General features: G+C 72.4%; 15 protein-coding genes and 1 tRNA gene. 10 read left to right on the forward strand and 6 right to left on the reverse strand.

Going from position 1 to position 18,257, the window contains the following annotated elements; genetic code table 11:
• Positions 1-11: 11 nt before the first annotated feature.
• Entirely contained in the window at positions 12-776 is a 765-nt protein-coding gene (locus JNX00_RS16745; protein WP_070397359.1) for a sulfite exporter TauE/SafE family protein, read from the reverse strand.
• Positions 777-792: 16 nt separating this feature from the next.
• Here JNX00_RS16745 and JNX00_RS16750 point away from each other — a divergent pair, with 16 nt between their 5' ends.
• Positions 793-1,431 carry a trimeric intracellular cation channel family protein gene (locus JNX00_RS16750; RefSeq protein WP_204742942.1) on the forward strand — a complete coding sequence of 213 codons (639 nt, stop codon included), beginning with the start codon at positions 793-795 and terminating at the stop codon, positions 1,429-1,431.
• Positions 1,432-1,451: 20 nt separating this feature from the next.
• Positions 1,452-1,886, forward strand: a complete 435-nt coding sequence (locus JNX00_RS16755; protein WP_204742943.1) for a DUF1841 family protein — start codon at positions 1,452-1,454, stop codon at positions 1,884-1,886.
• 138 nt (positions 1,887-2,024) lie between these two features.
• Here the strand turns inward: JNX00_RS16755 and JNX00_RS16760 are convergent, their stop codons facing one another.
• Positions 2,025-2,693, reverse strand: a complete 669-nt coding sequence (locus tag JNX00_RS16760) for a c-type cytochrome (protein ID WP_139146912.1) — start codon at positions 2,691-2,693, stop codon at positions 2,025-2,027.
• Positions 2,694-2,819: 126 nt separating this feature from the next.
• On the opposite strand from JNX00_RS16760, the gene JNX00_RS16765 reads away from it, so the two are divergent.
• The 7 genes from JNX00_RS16765 to JNX00_RS16795 all read left to right on the forward strand — a co-directional run bounded on the left by JNX00_RS16765 (position 2,820) and on the right by JNX00_RS16795 (position 12,345).
• On the forward strand, positions 2,820-3,662 hold the full coding sequence (locus JNX00_RS16765) for a MoxR family ATPase (protein ID WP_070397356.1): 843 nt from the start codon (positions 2,820-2,822) through the stop codon (positions 3,660-3,662).
• Positions 3,659-4,252: a GNAT family protein gene (locus JNX00_RS16770; RefSeq protein ID WP_204745088.1), complete on the forward strand. Its 594-nt coding sequence runs from the start codon at positions 3,659-3,661 to the stop codon at positions 4,250-4,252. Before JNX00_RS16765 ends, JNX00_RS16770 begins: the two co-directional genes overlap by 4 nt.
• Positions 4,253-4,268: 16 nt before the next feature.
• Positions 4,269-5,456, forward strand: coding sequence for a VWA domain-containing protein (locus JNX00_RS16775; RefSeq protein ID WP_204742944.1), 1,188 nt, complete (start codon positions 4,269-4,271; stop codon positions 5,454-5,456).
• A gap of 7 nt (positions 5,457-5,463) precedes the next feature.
• On the forward strand, positions 5,464-7,506 hold the full coding sequence (locus tag JNX00_RS16780) for a BamA/TamA family outer membrane protein (protein ID WP_204742945.1): 2,043 nt from the start codon (positions 5,464-5,466) through the stop codon (positions 7,504-7,506).
• A gap of 7 nt (positions 7,507-7,513) precedes the next feature.
• On the forward strand, positions 7,514-11,605 hold the full coding sequence (locus JNX00_RS16785; RefSeq protein ID WP_204742946.1) for a translocation/assembly module TamB domain-containing protein: 4,092 nt from the start codon (positions 7,514-7,516) through the stop codon (positions 11,603-11,605).
• 55 nt (positions 11,606-11,660) lie between these two features.
• Positions 11,661-11,735: transfer RNA gene (locus JNX00_RS16790), tRNA-Arg, on the forward strand.
• Positions 11,736-11,913: 178 nt separating this feature from the next.
• A complete protein-coding gene (locus JNX00_RS16795) occupies positions 11,914-12,345 on the forward strand; it encodes a VOC family protein (protein ID WP_070397351.1) in 432 nt (143 codons plus the stop codon).
• A 16-nt stretch (positions 12,346-12,361) separates the two neighbouring features.
• Here the strand turns inward: JNX00_RS16795 and JNX00_RS16800 are convergent, their stop codons facing one another.
• The 3 genes from JNX00_RS16800 to JNX00_RS16810 all read right to left on the reverse strand — a co-directional run bounded on the left by JNX00_RS16800 (position 12,362) and on the right by JNX00_RS16810 (position 15,802).
• Entirely contained in the window at positions 12,362-13,615 is a 1,254-nt protein-coding gene (locus JNX00_RS16800; protein ID WP_204742947.1) for a nucleoside recognition domain-containing protein, read from the reverse strand.
• A gap of 37 nt (positions 13,616-13,652) precedes the next feature.
• Positions 13,653-14,036 (reverse strand): hypothetical protein, encoded by a 384-nt coding sequence (locus tag JNX00_RS16805; protein WP_239478346.1) that lies wholly within the window; start codon positions 14,034-14,036, stop codon positions 13,653-13,655.
• Between the two features lie 158 nt (positions 14,037-14,194).
• The gene (locus tag JNX00_RS16810) at positions 14,195-15,802 is read right to left on the reverse strand and encodes an iron ABC transporter permease (RefSeq protein ID WP_204742948.1); all 1,608 of its coding nucleotides are present in this window, start codon (positions 15,800-15,802) and stop codon (positions 14,195-14,197) included.
• A gap of 83 nt (positions 15,803-15,885) precedes the next feature.
• Here JNX00_RS16810 and JNX00_RS16815 point away from each other — a divergent pair, with 83 nt between their 5' ends.
• Complete coding sequence (locus tag JNX00_RS16815; RefSeq protein ID WP_239478168.1) at positions 15,886-17,016, forward strand: ABC transporter ATP-binding protein; 1,131 nt, start codon at positions 15,886-15,888, stop codon at positions 17,014-17,016.
• Here the strand turns inward: JNX00_RS16815 and JNX00_RS16820 are convergent, their stop codons facing one another.
• Positions 17,017-18,255: a PepSY domain-containing protein gene (locus JNX00_RS16820; RefSeq protein WP_204742950.1), complete on the reverse strand. Its 1,239-nt coding sequence runs from the start codon at positions 18,253-18,255 to the stop codon at positions 17,017-17,019.
• Between the last annotated feature and the right edge of the window lie 2 nt (positions 18,256-18,257).

Below are 18,257 nucleotides of genomic sequence, written 5' to 3' on the forward strand. Positions count from 1 at the left end.
CACAGGTAAGCCTATGTTAGCCCGAGCCCGTCCCAGACCAGCTTGCAGCCCGTGAGGAACATGCCGGTGTAGATGAGGCGGTAGAACAGCACCGGCCGGATGCGGTGCGCGATGCGCACCCCGATCCACACCCCCACCGGCGCCAGCGGCAGCAGCACCAGCGAGGTGGCCATGTTGCGCAGGTCGATCAGCCCCAGCCAGGCGTAGGGCACCCACTTGGCCATGTTCACGAAAAAGAAGAAGAAGGCCATGGTGCCCGTGAACAGCAGCGGCGGCAGGCGCATGGGGATCACGTAGGCGTTGATCGGCGGCCCGCCCGCGTGCGCCACGAAGCTGGTAAAGCCCGAGGTGGCGGTGAGGATGGCGCCCACCCATCGCGGCGGCGGCGCGCTGTCGGGCCGGGGCGGGAACAGCAGGCGCTGGGCCAGAAACAGCAGCGTGAAGGCGCCCACGATGCCCGCGACCAGGCGCGGCTCCAGCCAGCGGAACAGCAGCGTGCCGATCACGATGCCCAGCAGGCCATAGGGCAACAGGAACTTCAGCAATTGCCGGTCCACGTTCTTGCGGAAGGCCGCCATGCCCAGCAGGTCCATCACCAGCAGCACCGGCATCAGGATGGCCGCGGCCTGCGGCACCGTCACGGCCAGCGCCATCAGCGGCACCGCCAGCGAACCGAAGCCGGCGCCAAAGCCGCTCTTGCTGATGCCCAGCAGCAGCACGGCCGGCACGGCCACGGCATAGAAGAAAGGGTCGGTGATGAGGGGAAGCGATGACACGGAAGACAATCCGGCGATGCAAAACGTGACATTGTGGGGGGAAACCCTCAGGCTGCTGGTGGAGGTGGCCGCCACCGCGGCCTTCGCGCTGTCGGGCATCCTGGAAGGCGCGCGCAAGCGGCTCGACGCGGTCGGTGTGGTCGTCGTCGGGTTTCTGGCGGCCTTCGGCGGAGGCACGCTGCGCGACCTGCTGCTCGACCAGCGCCCGTTCTTCTGGGTGCACCACGTGGAGCTGCTGTGGGGCGTGCTGGGCCTGAGCGTGCTGGCCATGCTGTTCCTGCGCACACGGCACTTCGAGGTCACCGAGCGCGCCATGCAGTGGCCCGACGCCCTGGGCCTGGGCCTGTTCGCCGCCACCGGCGCGCACCAGGCGCTGCTGCTGGAGATGCCGCCCCTGGTGGCCGTGCTCATGGGCATCGTCACTGGCGTGGCCGGCGGCGTGCTGCGCGACGTGGTCTGCAACCAGATCCCCAGCGCCTTTCGCGACCACCGGCCCTACGCGGTCTGCGCCTTCGTGGGCGGCTGGGTCTACGCGGGCTTGTGGGCGATCGCGGCACCGGGCTGGCTGGCGCTGCTGGCCTGCGTGGGCGTCACGGCCGGGCTGCGCGGCCTGGCGCTGTGGCGCGATTGGCAGTTGCCGCAGTGGCGGCTTTGAGTCCCGGGGACAATCGCGCCATGTTCAACCCTTCCCAAGCCGACGTGCGCCGCTTCTTCTGCGGCGCCTACGCCAAGCTGCGCGACGCCCAGCCCATGGACGCGCTGGAGCAGCTCGCTGCCCAGTGGATCGCCGAGCACCCCGAGTACCACGGCGAACTGGCCGATGCCGAGGCCGCCGTGGCGCGGCTGAGCCAGCCCGACGCGGCGCGCGAGAACCCTTTCCTGCACCTGTCCATGCACCTGTCGATCAGCGAGCAGTCCAGCATCGACCAACCGCCGGGCATTCGCCAGGCCGTGGAACTGCTCACCGCGCGCCGGGGCGACCTGCACACCGCCCACCATGAGGTGATGGAGTGCCTGGGCGCCATGCTCTGGGAAAGCCAGCGCGCCGGTCGCCCGCCCGACGGCCAGGCCTACATCGACGCCGTGCGCCGGCGGGCGACAGTGGATTAACCCCCCGCCGCGCTCCGCGCGTCCCCCCTTGAAAGGGGGGCATCACCGACGGCCCGGCAAAGCCGGTTCCGTGGTGACCCTGGAAAACAAAAAGCCGCTCGGTGAGCGGCTTTTTGTTGGGGGCGCTTCGCGAATCGATCAGCGGAAGCGCGACTGCGGCACGGTCTGCAGCTCGCCCTGGACGGTGCTGAGGTACTTGGCGATGGCGCGCATCTCGGCCGGGGTGTACTGCTTGGCAATGCCGGCCATGATGCCGTTGCTGCGGCCGATCAGCTTGTTGCCCTCGACGGTGTACGACTTGAGCGCCACGAACAGGTAGTCGGGGTGCTGGCCACCGATCTTGGGGTAGCTCGGGTCGATGGGCTTGCTGAAGTTGACGCCGTGGCAGGAGACGCAGGCGCCCTTCTGCAGCAGCGCGGCGACCTCGGCGCTCGCGGCGGCCGGGGTCTCCGGCGCGGCGGGGCCGGCCTGGCCGGCGTAGAAGGCCGCGAGATCGGCCATGTCCTGCTCGCTCAGCGAGCCGGCGATGCCGCGCATGGACGGGTGCTTGCGGTCGCCCTTCTGGTAGGCCTTGAGGGCCGCCACGATGTATGGCGCGCCCTGGCCCGAGATCTTGGGCACCTTGTGGATTTCGGGGAAGCTGTTCTGGTAGCCGGGGATGCCGTGGCAGCCGATGCACATCTCGGCCTTCTTGTGGCCGGCTTCGACGTCACCGGTGACGCCCTGCGCCTGGGCCGATGCGGCAGCGACAAACAGCGTCGCAGCGGCGACAAGGGTACGGGCGATCGGTTTCAGCAGTGGGGTCATTTTGCTAGCACAATCAAGAACGGCCGGGAAAGATCAACCGCGAATTATATGAGCGGTCGCCGCGTCTCCCGCCACATCCCGAGTCCCGCGCGCGGGCAGCCGCGCCGCCACCCCGAGGCCGCCTCCATGAAATTCCAGGGTTCCCAGAACTACGTCGCCACGCAAGACCTGATGCTGGCGGTCAACGCCGCCATCACGCTCAAGCGCCCGCTGCTGGTCAAGGGCGAGCCCGGCACCGGCAAAACCATGCTGGCCGAGGAGGTCGCCCAGGCCCTGGACATGCCCCTGCTGCAGTGGCACATCAAGAGCACCACCAAGGCCCAGCAGGGCCTGTACGAATACGACGCGGTCAGCCGCCTGCGCGACTCCCAGCTGGGCGACGAGCGGGTGAAGGACATCCACAACTACATCGTCAAGGGCGTGCTGTGGCAGGCCTTCACGGCCGACCAGCCGGTCGCGCTGCTGATCGACGAGATCGACAAGGCCGACATCGAATTCCCGAACGACCTGCTGCGCGAGCTCGACCGCATGGAGTTCTACTGCTACGAAACGCACGAGCTCATCAAGGCCAAGCACCGCCCCCTGGTCTTCATCACCTCGAACAACGAGAAAGAGCTGCCCGACGCCTTCCTGCGCCGCTGCTTCTTCCACTACATCAAGTTCCCCGACGCCGAGACGATGCACAAGATCGTCGACGTGCACTTCCCCACGCTCAAGCAGGACCTGCTGAAGGTCGCCATGAAGACCTTCTACGACGTGCGCAACCTGCCCGGCCTGAAGAAGAAGCCCAGCACCAGCGAACTGCTCGACTGGCTCAAGCTGCTGATGGCCGAGGACATCCCGCTGGAGGCCCTGCAGAGCGCCGACGACAAGGTCGCCATTCCGCCGTTGGTCGGCGCGCTGCTCAAGAACGAGCAGGACACCACGCTGTTCGAGAAGCTGGTGTTCATGAACCAGAGGAACCGCTGATGTTCGTGGCCCCCGTCGTCCTGAGCGAACGCGGCCTGCGGCTGGAGCCCCTGGAGCCGCGCCACGAGGACGGCCTGCGCGCGGCGGCGGCCGATGGCGAGCTCTGGAAGCTGCGGGTCACCTCCGTGCCCGAACCCGGCCAGACGCGCGACTACATCGACACCGCGCTGCGCATGCGCGAGGAAGGCAGCCGCTTCGCCTTCGCGGTGGTCGACGAGGCCAGCGGCGCGGTGCTGGGCAGCACCAGCTACCACGACATCCTGCCCGCGGTGAAACGCGTGGAGATCGGCTACACCTGGTACGCCCGGCGCGCGCAGCGCACCCACGTCAACACCACCTGCAAGCTGCTCATGATGGGCCACGCCTTCGACACCCTGGGCTGCCACGTGGTGGGCTGGCGCACCGACAACTACAACTTCGCCTCGCAACAGGCCATCGAACGGCTGGGCGCGAGGAAGGACGGCGTCATCCGCGGCCACGCCCTGCGCCGCGACGGCACCATCCGCGACACCGTCATGTACAGCATGCGCGCGGGCGAATGGCCCGAGGCGCGTGCGCAGCTGCTGTACCTGCGGGCGCGGCACGACTGAACCCGGGGAGATCGCCATGCTGATCGACTTCTTCTACACCCTGCGCGCGGCCAAGCTGCCGGTGTCGGTGAAGGAGTACCTCACGCTGCTGGAGGCGCTCAAGGCCGACGTGGTCGGACCGGCCAACCCCGAGGCCTGCAGCATGGACGACTTCTACTTCCTCTCGCGCACCGCGCTGGTGAAGGACGAGAAGCACTTCGACAAGTTCGACCGCGCCTTCGCCGCCTACTTCAAGGGCGTGGAGATGATCGCGGACTTCACCAAGCCCATCCCCGCCGACTGGCTGCGCCAGGAGATGGAGCGCATCCTGTCCGAGGAGCAGAAGGCCAACGCGCCCAAGATGGACTGGGACGAGCTCATGGAGACGCTGCGCAAGCGCCTGGAAGAACAGAAAGAGCGCCACGAAGGCGGCAACCGCTGGATCGGCACCGGTGGCACCTCGCCTTTCGGCAACGGCGGCGTCAACCCGCAGGGCATCCGCATCGGCGGCAAGGGCGGCGGCAAGAGCGCCGTGAAAGTGTGGGAGCAGCGCAGCTACCGCGACTACGACGACACGCAGGAACTGGGCACGCGCAACATCAAGGTGGCGCTGCGCCGCCTGCGCAAGTTCGCGCGCGAGGGCAACGACCTCGAACTCGATCTGTCCGACACCATCCGCAGCACCGCGGCCAACGCCGGCTACCTGGACATCAAGATGATCCCGGAGCGGCACAACAACGTGAAGGTGCTGCTGCTGATGGACGTGGGCGGCACCATGGATGAGCACATCCAGCGCGTCGAGGAGCTGTTCTCGGCCGTCAAGAGCGAGTTCAAGCACCTGGAGTTTTATTACTTCCACAACTGCGTCTACGACTTCATGTGGAAGAACAACCGCCGCCGCTACGCCGAGAAGTTCCCGACCTGGGACATCATCCGCAAGTACAACAAGGACTACAAGCTGATCTTCGTGGGCGATGCGACCATGAGCCCCTACGAGATCCTGCAGCCCGGCGGCAGCGTGGAATACAACAACGAGGAAGCCGGCGCCGAGTGGCTGCAGCGCCTCACGCACGCGTTTCCCAAGTTCGCGTGGATCAACCCGGAACCCCATGGCGTCTGGCAGTATCGACAGAGCATCAGCATCATCCAGCAGCTCATGGGCCAACGCATGTTTCCGCTCACCCTGAAGGGCCTGGAAGACACGATGCGCATGCTGTCGAAATAATCGGCGCATGCGTTTCCTGTCTCCGGCCCGCCACCGCCGGGCCGCGTGGCGGCTTGTGCTGGCACTCGCCTGCGGCGCCACGCCGGCCTGGGCGCAGGTCGACCCCGCCACGGCAGGGCCGGCCGCGGCCCCCGCATCGCCCGACACCCCAGCACCCGCCGCGGACGAGGACGACGCCCGTCCTTCCGGCGCCGACACCCGCCGCGCCGCGCGGGCCGCCCGCCCCCCCGTCACGCCACGCTTCGAGATCGAGCTCGACGCCCCCGAGGAACTGCACGCCTTCCTGCTGCGCCACCTGGACATCCAGCGCTTTCGCGAGCAGCGCAGCCTGGACGCCACCGAGCTGGAGCGCCTGCTGAGCGAGCTGCCCGCCAACGCGCGCGAGCTGATCGCCACGCGCGGCTACTTCGCGCCGCGCATCGAGATCGGCGAACCGCTGCCGCCCACCGAGGCCGCCCTCGCCGCCGCCGGCCAAGGCCCCGCGCCGCTGGGCCGCATCCCGGTGCGGGTGGACCCCGGCCCGCCCACCACGGTGCAAAGCGTGCAGATCAGCTTTCTGGGCGACATCGCCAGCGACGCCGACGCCCAGGCGCAGCGCGAGGAGATCCAGCGCGAGGCCGCCCTGCTCGCCGGTCAGCGCTTCACGCAAGACCAGTGGGACCGCACCAAGACCGCCGCGCTGCGCCGCCTGACCGCCCAGCGCTACCCCGGCGGGCGCATCAGCAGCAGCCTGGCCGACGTGGACGGCGCCAGCGCCAGCGCGCGCCTGTACGTGGAGCTCGACTCCGGCGCGCACCGGCGCTTCGGCGCCATCGAGATCGACGGCGCGCAGCGCTACGACCGCGAGATGAGCGAGCGCATCGTGCGCCTCACCGGACTCACGCCGGGCAGCGACTACGACCTCGCCCTGCTGCAGCAGGCCCAGCAGCGCCTGCTCGACAGCGGCTACTACGATGCCGCCTTCGTCTACGTGGAGCCCGGCGCCGGCGGCGGCGCGCTGCCGGTGAAGGTGCAGTTGCGCGAGGCGATGCGGCAGAAGCTGGTGCTGGGCATTGGCGCCAGCACCGACAACGGCGCGCGCCTGTCGCTGGAGCACATCCACAACCGCCTGCCCGGCATCGGCTGGCGGGCCTTGTCCACGCTACGCTTCGAGCGCCAGGACAGCCTGGCCAAGACCGAGTGGTCCTCGCCGCTGGACAAGGAGGGCTGGCGCTGGGTCTCGCTGCTGCAGGCCGCCAAGCAGGACACCAACCAGGTCGAGACCACCAGCCAGCGCGCGCGCTTCGGCCGGGCGCAGGACGGCGTCGAGTACGACCGCAGCGTGTACCTGCAATACGACCGCGCGCGCACCCTCACCGACAGCGAGCGCCTGAGCGGCATCAAGGGCCGCATCGAGTCGTCCATCACGGCCAACTACGCCTGGTCGCGCGAGCGCTTCGACGACCCGATCTCGCCCAACCGCGGCCATGCGCTGGCGGTGGAGCTGGGCGTGGGCAGCACCCTGGGCATCACGCGCAAGCCCTTCGGCCGCACGCAGGCGCGCTGGCTGGGTTACTTCCCGCTCGACCGCGAAGCCGAGCTGCCCTCCACCGTGCCCGGCGAACGCGCCACCGCGCGCCCGCCCACGCGCCTGGGCCGGCTGGCGCTGCGCCTGGAAGGCGGCGCCGTGATCGCCGAGCGGTCCACGCCCGTGCCCGACACCCAGCTCTTCTACGCCGGCGGCGACGCCTCGGTGCGCGGCTATGGCCTGCGCGACATCGGCGTGGTGCAACCCGACGGCAGCGTGCTCGCCGGCCGCTACAAGGCCGTGGTGAGCCTGGAATGGCAGCGCCCCATCTGGGGCGACGGCGTGTCGCGCTCCCCCTTCGAGCACGTGCTGTTCGTCGACGGCGGCGCCGTCGCCAACCGCGTGAGCGAACTCGATTTCCTGTGGGGCGTGGGCACCGGCCTGCGCTACAACAGCCCGGTGGGCCCGCTGCAGGTGGACATCGCCTATGGCGTGCAGCCGCGCAAGCTGCGCCTGCACCTGAGCGTGGGCTTCGTCTTCTGAGGTGGCGATGGCCGAGCCCCAGCGCCCCCTTCCCCCACCGGTCGCGCCGCCGGCGGCCCCGCGCTGGCCCGGCGCCGCCGGCTGGTTCGGCCGCGCCCTGGTGTGGCTGTTCGGCGCGCTCGCCGGCGCCGGGCTGGCCGGCGCGCTGCTGCTGGGGGCCTGGGCCGCCAGCGAAGGCTCGCTGGCGCAGGCGCTGCGCTGGGGCCTGGCCTGGCAGGCGGAGAAGGCGCCCGAGGCCGGCCGCATCCAGGCCGAGGGCGTGAGCGGCAGCCTCATCGGCGGTGGCCAAGTGCAGGCGCTCGGTTGGTCGCGGGACGGGCTGTCGGTGCAGGTGGAGGGTCTGCGCCTGCGCCTGGGCGGGCTGTTCTGGCTCGGCCTGCTGCGCCGCGACCTGCTGGTGAGCGAGTTGCATGCCGTGCGCGTGCGCGTGAGCGACCAGCGCCCACCCGCGCCGCCCGCGCCCACCGAGCCCCTGCAGTCCCTGGTGCTGCCGATCGACATCGAGGCCAACCTGTCGGTGGACGAACTGCTGCTGCCCGGACAGGCGCCGCTGGCGCTGCGCGCGCTCGACGCGCGCTACCGCTACGGCCGCGCCGAGCCCGGCCTGGGCACCGAACAGGCGCACACCCTGCTGTTGCGCTCGCTGCAATGGGCCGAGGGCCGCTACAGCGCCCAGGCCACGCTGGGCGCGCAGGCGCCCATGCCGCTGCGCCTGCAGGCCGAAGGCGAACTCAGCGCCGAGGTGCCCGAAGGCGGGCGCCTCGACCTGCGCGCGCGCGCCACCGCCCAGGGCGCGCTGGCCGGCGCCGGCGCCGCGCTCGACCTGGTCGCGCAGATCGAACCCGTGGGCCGCGCCGAGGCCACCCCCACCCTGGCCGGCACCGCGCGCCTGCGCCCCTGGGCCCCTCAGCCCCTGGCCGAAGCCGACCTGCGCCTGTTCCGCCTGAACCTGGCGCTGCTGTGGCCCCAGGCCCCCACCACCGCGCTCACCGGCACCGCCCAGGCCCGACCCGACGGCGCCGACTGGCGCGCGCGACTGGCGCTGGCCAACGAATCGGCCGGCCCGCTGGACCGGCGCCGGCTGCCGCTGGAGTCCATCGACGCCGAGGTGGTGCAAAGCGGCGCGCGCTGGACCCTGGAGCGCCTGGACGCCGCCCTGACCGGCGGCCGCGTGCGGGCCGAGGGCCGGCGCGACGCCCCCGCCGAGGGCGCCGCCTCCGCCCTGGGCGACTGGCGCGGCCAGCTGCGCGCCAGTGGCCTGAACCCCGCCCTGGCCTGGAGCGCGCTGGCGCCGGCCGCCCTGGACGCCCGCGTCGACGCCCGCGCCGTCGACCCGAACGCCGCCCACCCCGCCATCGACATCGACGCCCGCGTGGCGCCCGCCGGCCGCCAGCCCCGCCGCAGCGCGGCCGAGGCCTGGCGCCTGCGCGAACTGCTGCTGCAAGGCCGCTGGCAGCCCGGCGACACGCCCGGCCAGGGCCAGCTCACCCTGCGCCAGGCGCGCCTCGACGCGCTCGACGGCGTGCTGAACGCCCAAGGCCGCATCGACACCGCGCGCCCCTTGGCGGAGGGCTCGCTCGACGCCACGCTGCCGGGCCTGCGCGCGCGCTGGAGCGGCCTGCTCGCGCACGCGCAAGGCCAGGGCGAGCTGAACCTGGACCTGGCCGACGGCGCGCGCCTGCTGGCCTGGGTGCGCGCCCTGGGCGAGGCACCGCTGCTCGGCGACCACCTGAAACCGGTCCTGGCGGCGTTGGCCGACGGGCAAGCCGAGGGCCAGGCGCAAGCCCGCCTGCGCTGGCAGGGCGGCCTGGGCGCCTTCGGCTTCCCCGGGCCGGGCCGCGCCGCCGCGCCGCGCCTGGACCTGAGCCTGGGCACCGAGCGCCTGCGCCTGGCCCGTGGCGGCGATGCCCCCCTGGCCCTGGAACTGGGCGCCACGCGCCTCACCGTGCAGGGCCCGCCCGAGGCCCTGGCCGTGGCGCTGCGCACGCGCGCCGAGGCCTCGGGCTGGCGCGCCGAGCTGGACACCGCCGGCGAGCTGGGCTTCATCGGCCTGCCGCTGGACGCGCGGCGCGGCCAGCTGGCCTTGAGCCGGCTCAGGCTGTCGGCCACGCCAACCGGCAACGGCCAGGGCGCCGGCCAGGCGACGGCCGGCGGGAACGGCGGCGCCGTGTCGTGGACGCTGACCAGCGACTCGCCCCTGCGCGCGCGCTGGCAGCCGCGCGCAGGGGCCATCGACGCCGAACTCGACGGTGCCCGCCTGCACGCCCAGCCGAGGCGCGCCGGCGGCGCCGCGCCCGCCCCCCTCACCCTGGCCTGGGAGCAACTCGTCTGGCGCGGCGGCGCCCTGCAGACGCGCGGACGCATCGAAGGCCTGCCGCTGGCTTGGGCCGACGCGCTCACCCTCAGCGAGGAAGACCCCGAAGGCGCCCTGGCGCGCGCCGGCCTGGGCGGCGACCTGGTCTTCGACGGCCGCTGGGACCTGAACCTGCCGGCCCAGGCCAGCGAGCCGCCGCGCCTGAGCGCCCTGCTGCAGCGCCGTGGCGGCGACCTCGCCGTGCAGACCCTGGGCGCCTTCGACGATCCGCGCGCCAGCGCGCACCGCATCCAGGCCGGCGTGAAGACCGCCGAGCTCGAACTGCGCACCGAGGGCCGGCGCGTCAGCGCGCGCCTGCGCTGGGACAGCGAGCGCTTCGGGCAGGCCGAGGCCGACCTGGGCAGCGAGTTGGCCCCCCCCGACGCCACACACGGCGCCTGGCACTGGCCCGACAGCGCGCCGCTGTCGGGCCGCGTGCGCGCCAGCCTGCCCGAGGTGGGCGTGTGGAGCGTGCTGGCGCCGCCGGGCTGGCGCGTGCGCGGCAGCCTCGGCGCCGAGTTCAACATCGCCGGCACCCGCGCCGCGCCGCAGCTGACCGGCCTGCTGGAAGCCAAGGACCTGGCCCTGCGCTCGCTGGTCGACGGCATCGTGTTCCGGGGCGGCGAGTTGCGCGCCACGCTCGCGGGCGAGCGCCTCGTCATCGAGCGCTTCCGCCTCGAAGGCCGCGGCGGCGCCGAGCGCGGCGGCGTGCTGCAGGCCACCGGCAGCGCCGAATGGCGCCGCGTGCAGCGCGACGGCGCCACCGTGCGCGAGCCCCTGATCGCGCTGGACGTGAGCGCCGAGCAGCTGCGCGCCTCCTCGCGCCCGGACCGCAACGTCACCGTCAGCGGCCAAGTCAGCGCGCGACTGGAAGGCGCGGCCCTGCGGCTGCGCGGCCAGCTGCGCGCCGACCAGGCCCTCATCGTGCTGCCCGACGAGGCCGCGCCCAGCCTGGGCGACGATGTGGTGGTGCGCGGCACCGAGTACCCCATCGACCGGCGCGGCGGCGTGCCCGTGGTCCCCGACGTGCGCATCACCGTCGACCTGGGCCCGTCCTTCGAGCTGCGCGGCCAGGGCCTGCAGACGCGCCTGGCCGGCCAGCTGGAGATCCGCACCAACCCGCCCGACCCGGCGCCGCGCATCGTGGGCGAGGTGCGCACCGCGCGCGGCACCTACCGCGCCTACGGCCAGCAGCTCGCCATCGAGTCCGGCGTGCTGGGCTTCGCCGGCGCCTACGACAACCCCCTGCTCGACATCACCGCCGTGCGCCCCAACACCGCGCAGCGCGTGGGCGTGCAGATCACCGGCACGGCGCAGGCGCCGCGCGTGCGCCTGTTCTCCGACCCCGAGATGCCCGACAGCGAGAAGCTGGCCTATCTCGTGCTGGGCCGCCCGGCCAGCGGCGCCGGCGCCGAAGCCGCCGTGCTGCAGCAGGCCGCGCTGGCCCTGCTGGCCGGCAGCGACGGCGGCCCGCTCGACGGCGGCCTGGCCCAGGCCCTGGGCCTGGACACGCTGAGCTTCACCGGCAGCAGCGCCAGCGCCACCGGCGACAGCGGCTCCACCTCGGCCGCCGTCACCCTGGGCAAACAGATCGCCGACAACCTGTACCTGAGCTACGAGCGCAGCCTGGCGGGCACGCTGAGCACCGTGTCCATGTTCTACGACGTGTCGCGCCGCGTGACCGTGCGCGCCCGCGCGGGCAGCGAGAACGCCATCGACCTGATCTTCACGCTGCGCTACGACTAGGCCTTGCGCACGACCAGGCGGCGCGGACCCCGCCGATACAATCGCCGCTCCCCGCGCCGCCGTAGTTCAATGGATAGAACGAGCGCCTCCTAAGCGCTAGATGCAGGTTCGATTCCTGCCGGAGGCACCACCCCTCTTCCCGGCTTGCCGGCTTGCCGGCTTCCCCGCCTCCCCCTCCCCCCGCTCCCGCACCGTTCATCGGCCCGCCCCGCGCCGGTGTCGAAACGCCGCGCCCCCATCCGTCGTGGGCATGAAGCCTGCCGGGGCCATCCCCCCAGCCTTCATCACCCCCCAACCGGAGACCCCGCATGACCTCGCTCAGCCCCTACCTGTCCTACAACGGCAACTGCACCGAAGCCATGAACTTCTACGCCAAGCTGTTCGGCGCGAAGCTGGAAACGCTGCTCACCTACGGTGACATGCCGCCCGAGATGGGCCCTTGCGCGCCGGGCGCCGAGAAGCTGGTGATGCACGCCCATCTGGTGCACCCCGGCTTCACGATCATGGCCGGCGACACGCCGCCCGGCATGGAGTTCAAGGGCATCGCGGGCGCCATGATGGCCATCAGCTTCGACACCCCCGCCGAGGCGCAGCGCGTGTTCCAGGCGCTCAGCGAGGGCGGCAACGTCACCATGCCCCTGAGCGAGACCTTCTGGGCGCAGACCTTCGGCATGGTCACCGACCGCTTCGGCACGCCCTGGGGCGTCAACGGCGGGCCGAAGAACTTCAAGCAGCCCTGAAGCGGCCGGGGCCGGCTCAGCGCAGCATCGCGTAACCGATGGCGATGGCCGCCACCAGCCCCACCGCGTCGGCGAACAGCGCGCACGCCAGCGCGTAGCGCGTGCGCTGCACGCCCACGCTGCCGAAGTACACCGCGAGCACGTAGAACGTGGTCTCGGTGGACCCCTGCACGATGGCCGCCAGGCGCCCGGCGAAGGAGTCCACGCCGTGCACCTGCATCACGTCGATCATCAGCCCGCGCGCGCCCGCGCCCGAGAAGACCTTCATCAGGCCCACAGGCAGCGCGGGCAGGAAGTCGGTGTCCAGGCCCAAGGCCGACACCCCGGCGCCGATGCCCGCGAGCAGGAAGTCCATGCAACCCGCCGCGCGGAACAGGCCCACGGCGACCAGGATGGCGATCAGGTAGGGCACGATCTGGATGGCCACGCCGAAACCGTCCTTGGCGCCGTCGATGAAGGCCTCGTAGACGTTCACGCGCCGCCACGCGCCCGCCAGCAGGAACAGCATCACCACCCCCAGGATCACGGCCGCGCCCGTGGTCCCCGCGATGCGCGCGGCCTGATCGGCCGGCAGGCGGGCCATGCCCGCCACGGCGGCCGCCAGCAGGCCGCCCACCGCCAGCATGGGCAGCAGGAAACGCGCGCGCCACAGCGGCAGGCGCTGGCACACGGCCACCGCCAGCACGCCAGCCAGCAGGGCGATGAAGGTGGCCAGCAGCGTGGGCAGGAAGATGTCGGCCGCGTTGAAGTCGGCGCCCAGGCCCTGCTTGAGCGCCACGCTCTGGCGGATGGCGATCACCGAGGTCGGGATGAGCGTGAGCCCGGCCGTGTTCATCACCACGAACATGATCTGCGCGTGGCTGGCGGTGCCGGCGGGCGCGGTGTTGAGCGACTGCAGCTCGCGCATGGCCTTCAGGCCCAGCGGCGTGGCGGCGTTGTCCAGGCCCAGCAAGTTGGCCGAGATGTTCATGGTCATGGCGCCCTGCGCCGGGTGGCCCTGCGGCACCTCGGGGAACAGGCGGCGCAGCAGCGGCCCGGCCAGGCGCGCCAGCAGCTCGATCATTCCCGCGCGCTCACCCACACGCATCAGGCCCAGCCACAGCGCCATCACGCCGGCCAGACCGAGCGAGATCTCGAAGCCCGAGCGCGCGCCGTCGAACAGCGCGCCGAGCAGCGCCGGCAGGATGCCGTCCTCGCCCAGGGCCCAACGCACCAGGGCGGTGGCGAAGGCCACCGTGAAAAGACCGATCCAGGCCCAGTTCATCGCCATGGGGGGCGATGGTAGGGCCTGCGGCGAGGGGGCCGGTTCAGCCCTGCAGCTGGCCTTCGCTCAGCGTGTCGAGCTGGAAGCGCCCGCTGCGGTCCCAGAGCCAGGTGTCGATGTAGCTGGTGCGGCTGCCCGGCGAGGGAAAGGGCGCGGCGTCGCGCACCAGGCGCTCGATCTGCGCCACCACCTCGGGCGCGTGCGTGGGCGAGCGCAGCCACTTGAAGGAGCCGACGCGCCCGTTGCCTTCGACCACCACTTCCAGCACACCGATGGCGTACAGCATGGGCGGCAGCTTGCCCGGGTAGATGCGCTGCGGGTAACGGCGGTAGAGGTGGTTGGCGGCGGTGCGGCGGTAGGCCGGGTCGGCGGCCGGCGCCTGCCGGCCCGGCACGGGCAGCGAGGGCAGCACCGAGCAGCCGGCCATGAGCGCGGCGGCGCCAGTGGCGGCGCCCAGCGCCAGGAGCTGGCGGCGGTCGGGCATGGGGTGGGGGGGTAGCGGTTCCATGCGCGGCATTGAAGCAGCACGCGCACCGGCGCACAAGGCGGCATACAAGTGCTTACGCCGGCGCGCGGCGGGTTGCTTCACTTGCCGCGCAGCGTGCGGCTGAGCAGGATCACCGGGATCAGGCCCACCAGCACCAGGGCCAGCGCGGGCAGCGCGGCCTCGCCCAGGCGCTCGTCGCGCGCCAGGTTGTAGGTCACCACGGCCAGGGTGTCGCTGTTGAAGGGCCGCAGCACCAGGGTGGCGGGCAGTTCCTTCATCACGTCCACGAACACCAGCAGCGCGGCCGCCGCCGTGGCGCGCCGCAGCAGCGGCCAGTGCACGCGCATGGCCAGCGCCGCGCCGGTGGTGCCCAGCATGCGGGCGGAGTCGTCCAGGCTGGAGGGGATGCGGGCGTAGCCGGCCTGCACCGACTGCAGGGCCACCGCCGTGAAGCGCACCAGGTAGGCCCAGACGATGCCCAGCGCCGTGGCCGTGACCCAGTAGCCCACGCCGGCCTCGGGCCAACGCTCCTGCACCCAGCCCACGGGCAGCAGCAGGCCCACCACGATGACCGCGCCCGGGATGGCGTAGCCCAGGCTCACCAGCTGCGAGACGCCGCGCGTGAGCTCCGAGGGCCGCGCGCGCACCGAGAAGCCCAGCGCCAGCGCGATCAGCACCGCCAGCGCGGCCGACAGGCCGGCCAGCCACACGCTGTTGCGCGCCCACTGCTGGAACTGGCCCCAGGGCAGCACGTCCCAGCCGCCGATGAGCGGGTGCAGCATGAACAGCACCGGCAGCACGAACCCGGCCAGCACCGGCAGCGCGCACACCCCCACCGCCAGCGCGGCCCGCCCGCCGCGCAGGCGCACGGGCTGGGCCTCGGCGCTGCCGGCGCGCTGGCCGCGCAGCGTGGCGAAGCGCATGCGCCGTTGCGCGCGCTGCTCCACCCACAGCAGCGCGGCCACGGTGAGCAGCAGCAGCGTGGCCAGCTGCGCGGCCGCCAGGCGGTTGTCCATCACCAGCCAGGCCTTGTAGACACCGGCGGTGAAGGTCTGGATGCCGAAGTAGCTGGCCACGCCGAAGTCGGCCAGGGTTTCCATCAGCGCCAGCGCCACGCCGGCCGCCACGGCCGGGCGCGCCAGCGGCAGCGCCACGGTGCGGATGCGCCGGCCCAGCGGCGCGCCCAGCAGGCGCGCGGCCTCCATCAGCTGCGCGGCGCGCTCAGCCAACGCGGTGCGCGCCAGCAGGTAGACGTAGGGATAGAGCGTGAAGGTGAAGACCCAGACCGCGCCGCCCGTGCTGCGCACCTCGGGCAGCAGGCGGCCGCTGAGGCCGAAAGTCGAGCGCATCCCGGTCTGCAGCGGGCCGCTGAACTGAAGGAAGTCGGTGTAGGCATAGGCCACCACATAGGCCGGCATGGCCAGCGGCAGCAGCAACGCCCATTCGAAGCTGCGCCGGCCGGGAAAGTCGAACAGGGTGACCGCGCTGGCCGTGAGCACGCCCACCAGCGCCACCCCCAGCGCCACGCTCACGCACAGCAGCAGCGAGGTGAGCGTGTACTCGGGCAGCACTGTCTGCGCCATCTGCGAGAGCACGTCCCGGGCGGCGGCGTCGAAGCCGAACCAGGAGGCGGCGAGCGCGAACACCGGCAGCACCAGCGCGGCGGCCAGCAGCAACAAGAGCACCTGAGCGGGCCAGCGCGGCATGGAAGGTTCTTTTGGGGCGCCGCGGCCCAAAGGATCGACCGCACCAACGCAAATGAGAATTGTAGACATCTACAATGGGCCCCATGTTCCTGAAGGTCTCGCAACTCCAGGTGCGCTACGCTGGCGCGCCGCACCCGGCTGTCGATGGCGTGAGCTTCGGCCTGGCGGCGGGCGAGATCGGCGTGCTGATCGGCCCCTCGGGCTGCGGCAAGACCACGCTGCTGCGCGCGGTGGCCGGCCTGGAACGCGCGCAGGGCGGCGAGATCGTGCTCGACGGCGAGACCGTGAGCAGTCCCGGCCACCACCTGCCGCCCGAGCGCCGGCGCATCGGCATGGTGTTCCAGGACTACGCGCTGTTCCCGCACCTGGACGTGGCGGCCAACGTGGCCTTCGGCATCCACCAGATGCCCCGCGCCCAGCGCGAGGCGCGCGTGGGCGAGGTGCTGCGCCTGGTGGGCCTGGAGGGCCTGCGCGCGCGCCACCCGCACGAGTTGTCGGGCGGCCAGCAGCAGCGCGTGGCGCTGGCGCGCGCGCTGGCGCCCAACCCGCGCCTGCTGCTGCTCGACGAGCCCTTCTCCAACCTCGACGTGGACCTGCGCGAGCGGCTCGCGCACGAAGTGCGCGGCATCCTGAAGGCCGCCAACGCCACGGCGCTGTTCGTCACGCACGACCAGCTGGAGGCCTTCGCCATCGGCGACCGCATCGGCGTGATGCACGAAGGCCGGCTGCACCAGTGGGACGAGGCCTACGCGCTCTACCACCGCCCGGCCACGCGCTTCGTGGCCGAGTTCATCGGCCACGGCGTGTTCGCGCCCGCGCAGATCCTGCAGAACGGCGGCCAGGTGGCCGTGCAGACCCCCCTGGGGGCCCTGCAGGACATGGAGGAATGTCCGCTGCCCAATGCCTATGAGTCCGGGCTGTGCGACGTGCTGCTGCGCGCCGACGACATCGTGCACGACGACGCCGCGCCGGTGAAGGCGCAGATCGTGCGCAAGGCCTTCCGGGGCTCCGAGTTCCTCTACACCCTGCGCCTGGCCAGCGGTGAGACGCTCATGACCCACGTGCCCTCGCACCACAACCACGCGGTGGGCGAGTGGATCGGCATCCGCGCCGAGGTGGACCACGTGGTCACCTTCGAGCGCAACGGCCCGGCCTCCTCGCCGCCCGCGCCGGGCGTGCACCGCTCGCCCGGCGCGCCGCTGGCGACCGGCTGATCAGCCGGGCCGCGCGCGGCCCGGGCGCCGCAGCCACCACATCGCCGCACCGGCCGCGCACAGCAGCACCACGGCCGCGCAGGCGGCCAGGTTGAGCAGCGCGTTCCACAAGCCCATGTCGCCCTGGTGCAGGGCGATGGCCACGGCCATGGTCTTGGCCATGACGCCGTAGTCGGCGAAACGGATGTCCGCCAGCACGCGCCCGCTGTAGCGGTCCAGGTGCACGGTGCGGTCGGCCGTGGGCTGGCCGAGGTCGCCGCTCATGGTGCTGGCCGAGACGGTGTAAACGCCGCGCGGATCGCGCGGTGGCGCGATCTGGTGCTGGCCCTGAAAGCCCAGCTGCTTCGCAAAGGCGGCGACGCTGTCGAGGTCCACCGGCGCGCGGGCGGCCAGGCCTTCGCTGCCGGCACCGGAACCCGAGGCCGGCAGCGGCGTCTGGGCCAGGCCCCAGGGCACCTCCTGCAGACCCGCCGTGTTCAGCACCGCGTGCGCTTCACCCGAGAGCGGCACGGCGTCCCACTGCTCGGCGGGAAAGCTGCCCCAGGCCTGCAGCCAGCGCTCGCCGGTCACGCCGGTCCAGGTGAGGCCCGTGAGCAGGAAGGCCAGCAGCACGGCGCCGGTGCCCAGGCCCAGGCTGCCGTGCAGCGAGCGCCACCAGCCCAGGCCGCGCAGGCGGGCGTCGGGCCACAGGCGCGAGCGCCAGCCAAGCCCGCCGCGCGGCCACCACAGCACCACGCCCGTGAACAGCATGACCAGCATGGCCCAGGCCGCGATCTCGATCAGGCGATCGCCCCGATCGCCCATGAGCAGGGTGCCGTGGATGCGCTGGGCCCAGGCGAAGGGCGTGTCGCCCTTGTCCACCCAGTGCAGCACGGTGGCGCGGTAGGGGTCGACCGCGGCGGCGAGGGTCTGCCCGTCGCGCTCGATGACGAACCAGGCGGCGCGTTCGGGCGAGCGCGGCGCGATGTAGCCGCGCAAGCGCCCCTCGGGCACCTCCACCAGGGCGGCGAGCGCCTGCGCGCTCACCGGCTGGGCCGTGGGCAGCGGCACCACGCGCGGGTCAGCGCCCAGGCGGGTCTGGAAGCCGGTGTAGAAGACCATCACGGCGCCGGTGATGGCGAGCGTGAGCAGAAAAGGCATCACCAGCAGGCCGGCGATGGCGTGCCAGCGCCAGGCGATGGCGCGCAGGTCGGCGCGGGCGCGCACGGGCGCGCCCGCGGTATCGGGCGGGAAGGACATGG

The sequence above is a fragment of the Hydrogenophaga sp. YM1 genome (genome assembly GCF_016903055.1).
Lineage (GTDB): Bacteria > Pseudomonadota > Gammaproteobacteria > Burkholderiales > Burkholderiaceae_C > Hydrogenophaga > Hydrogenophaga borbori.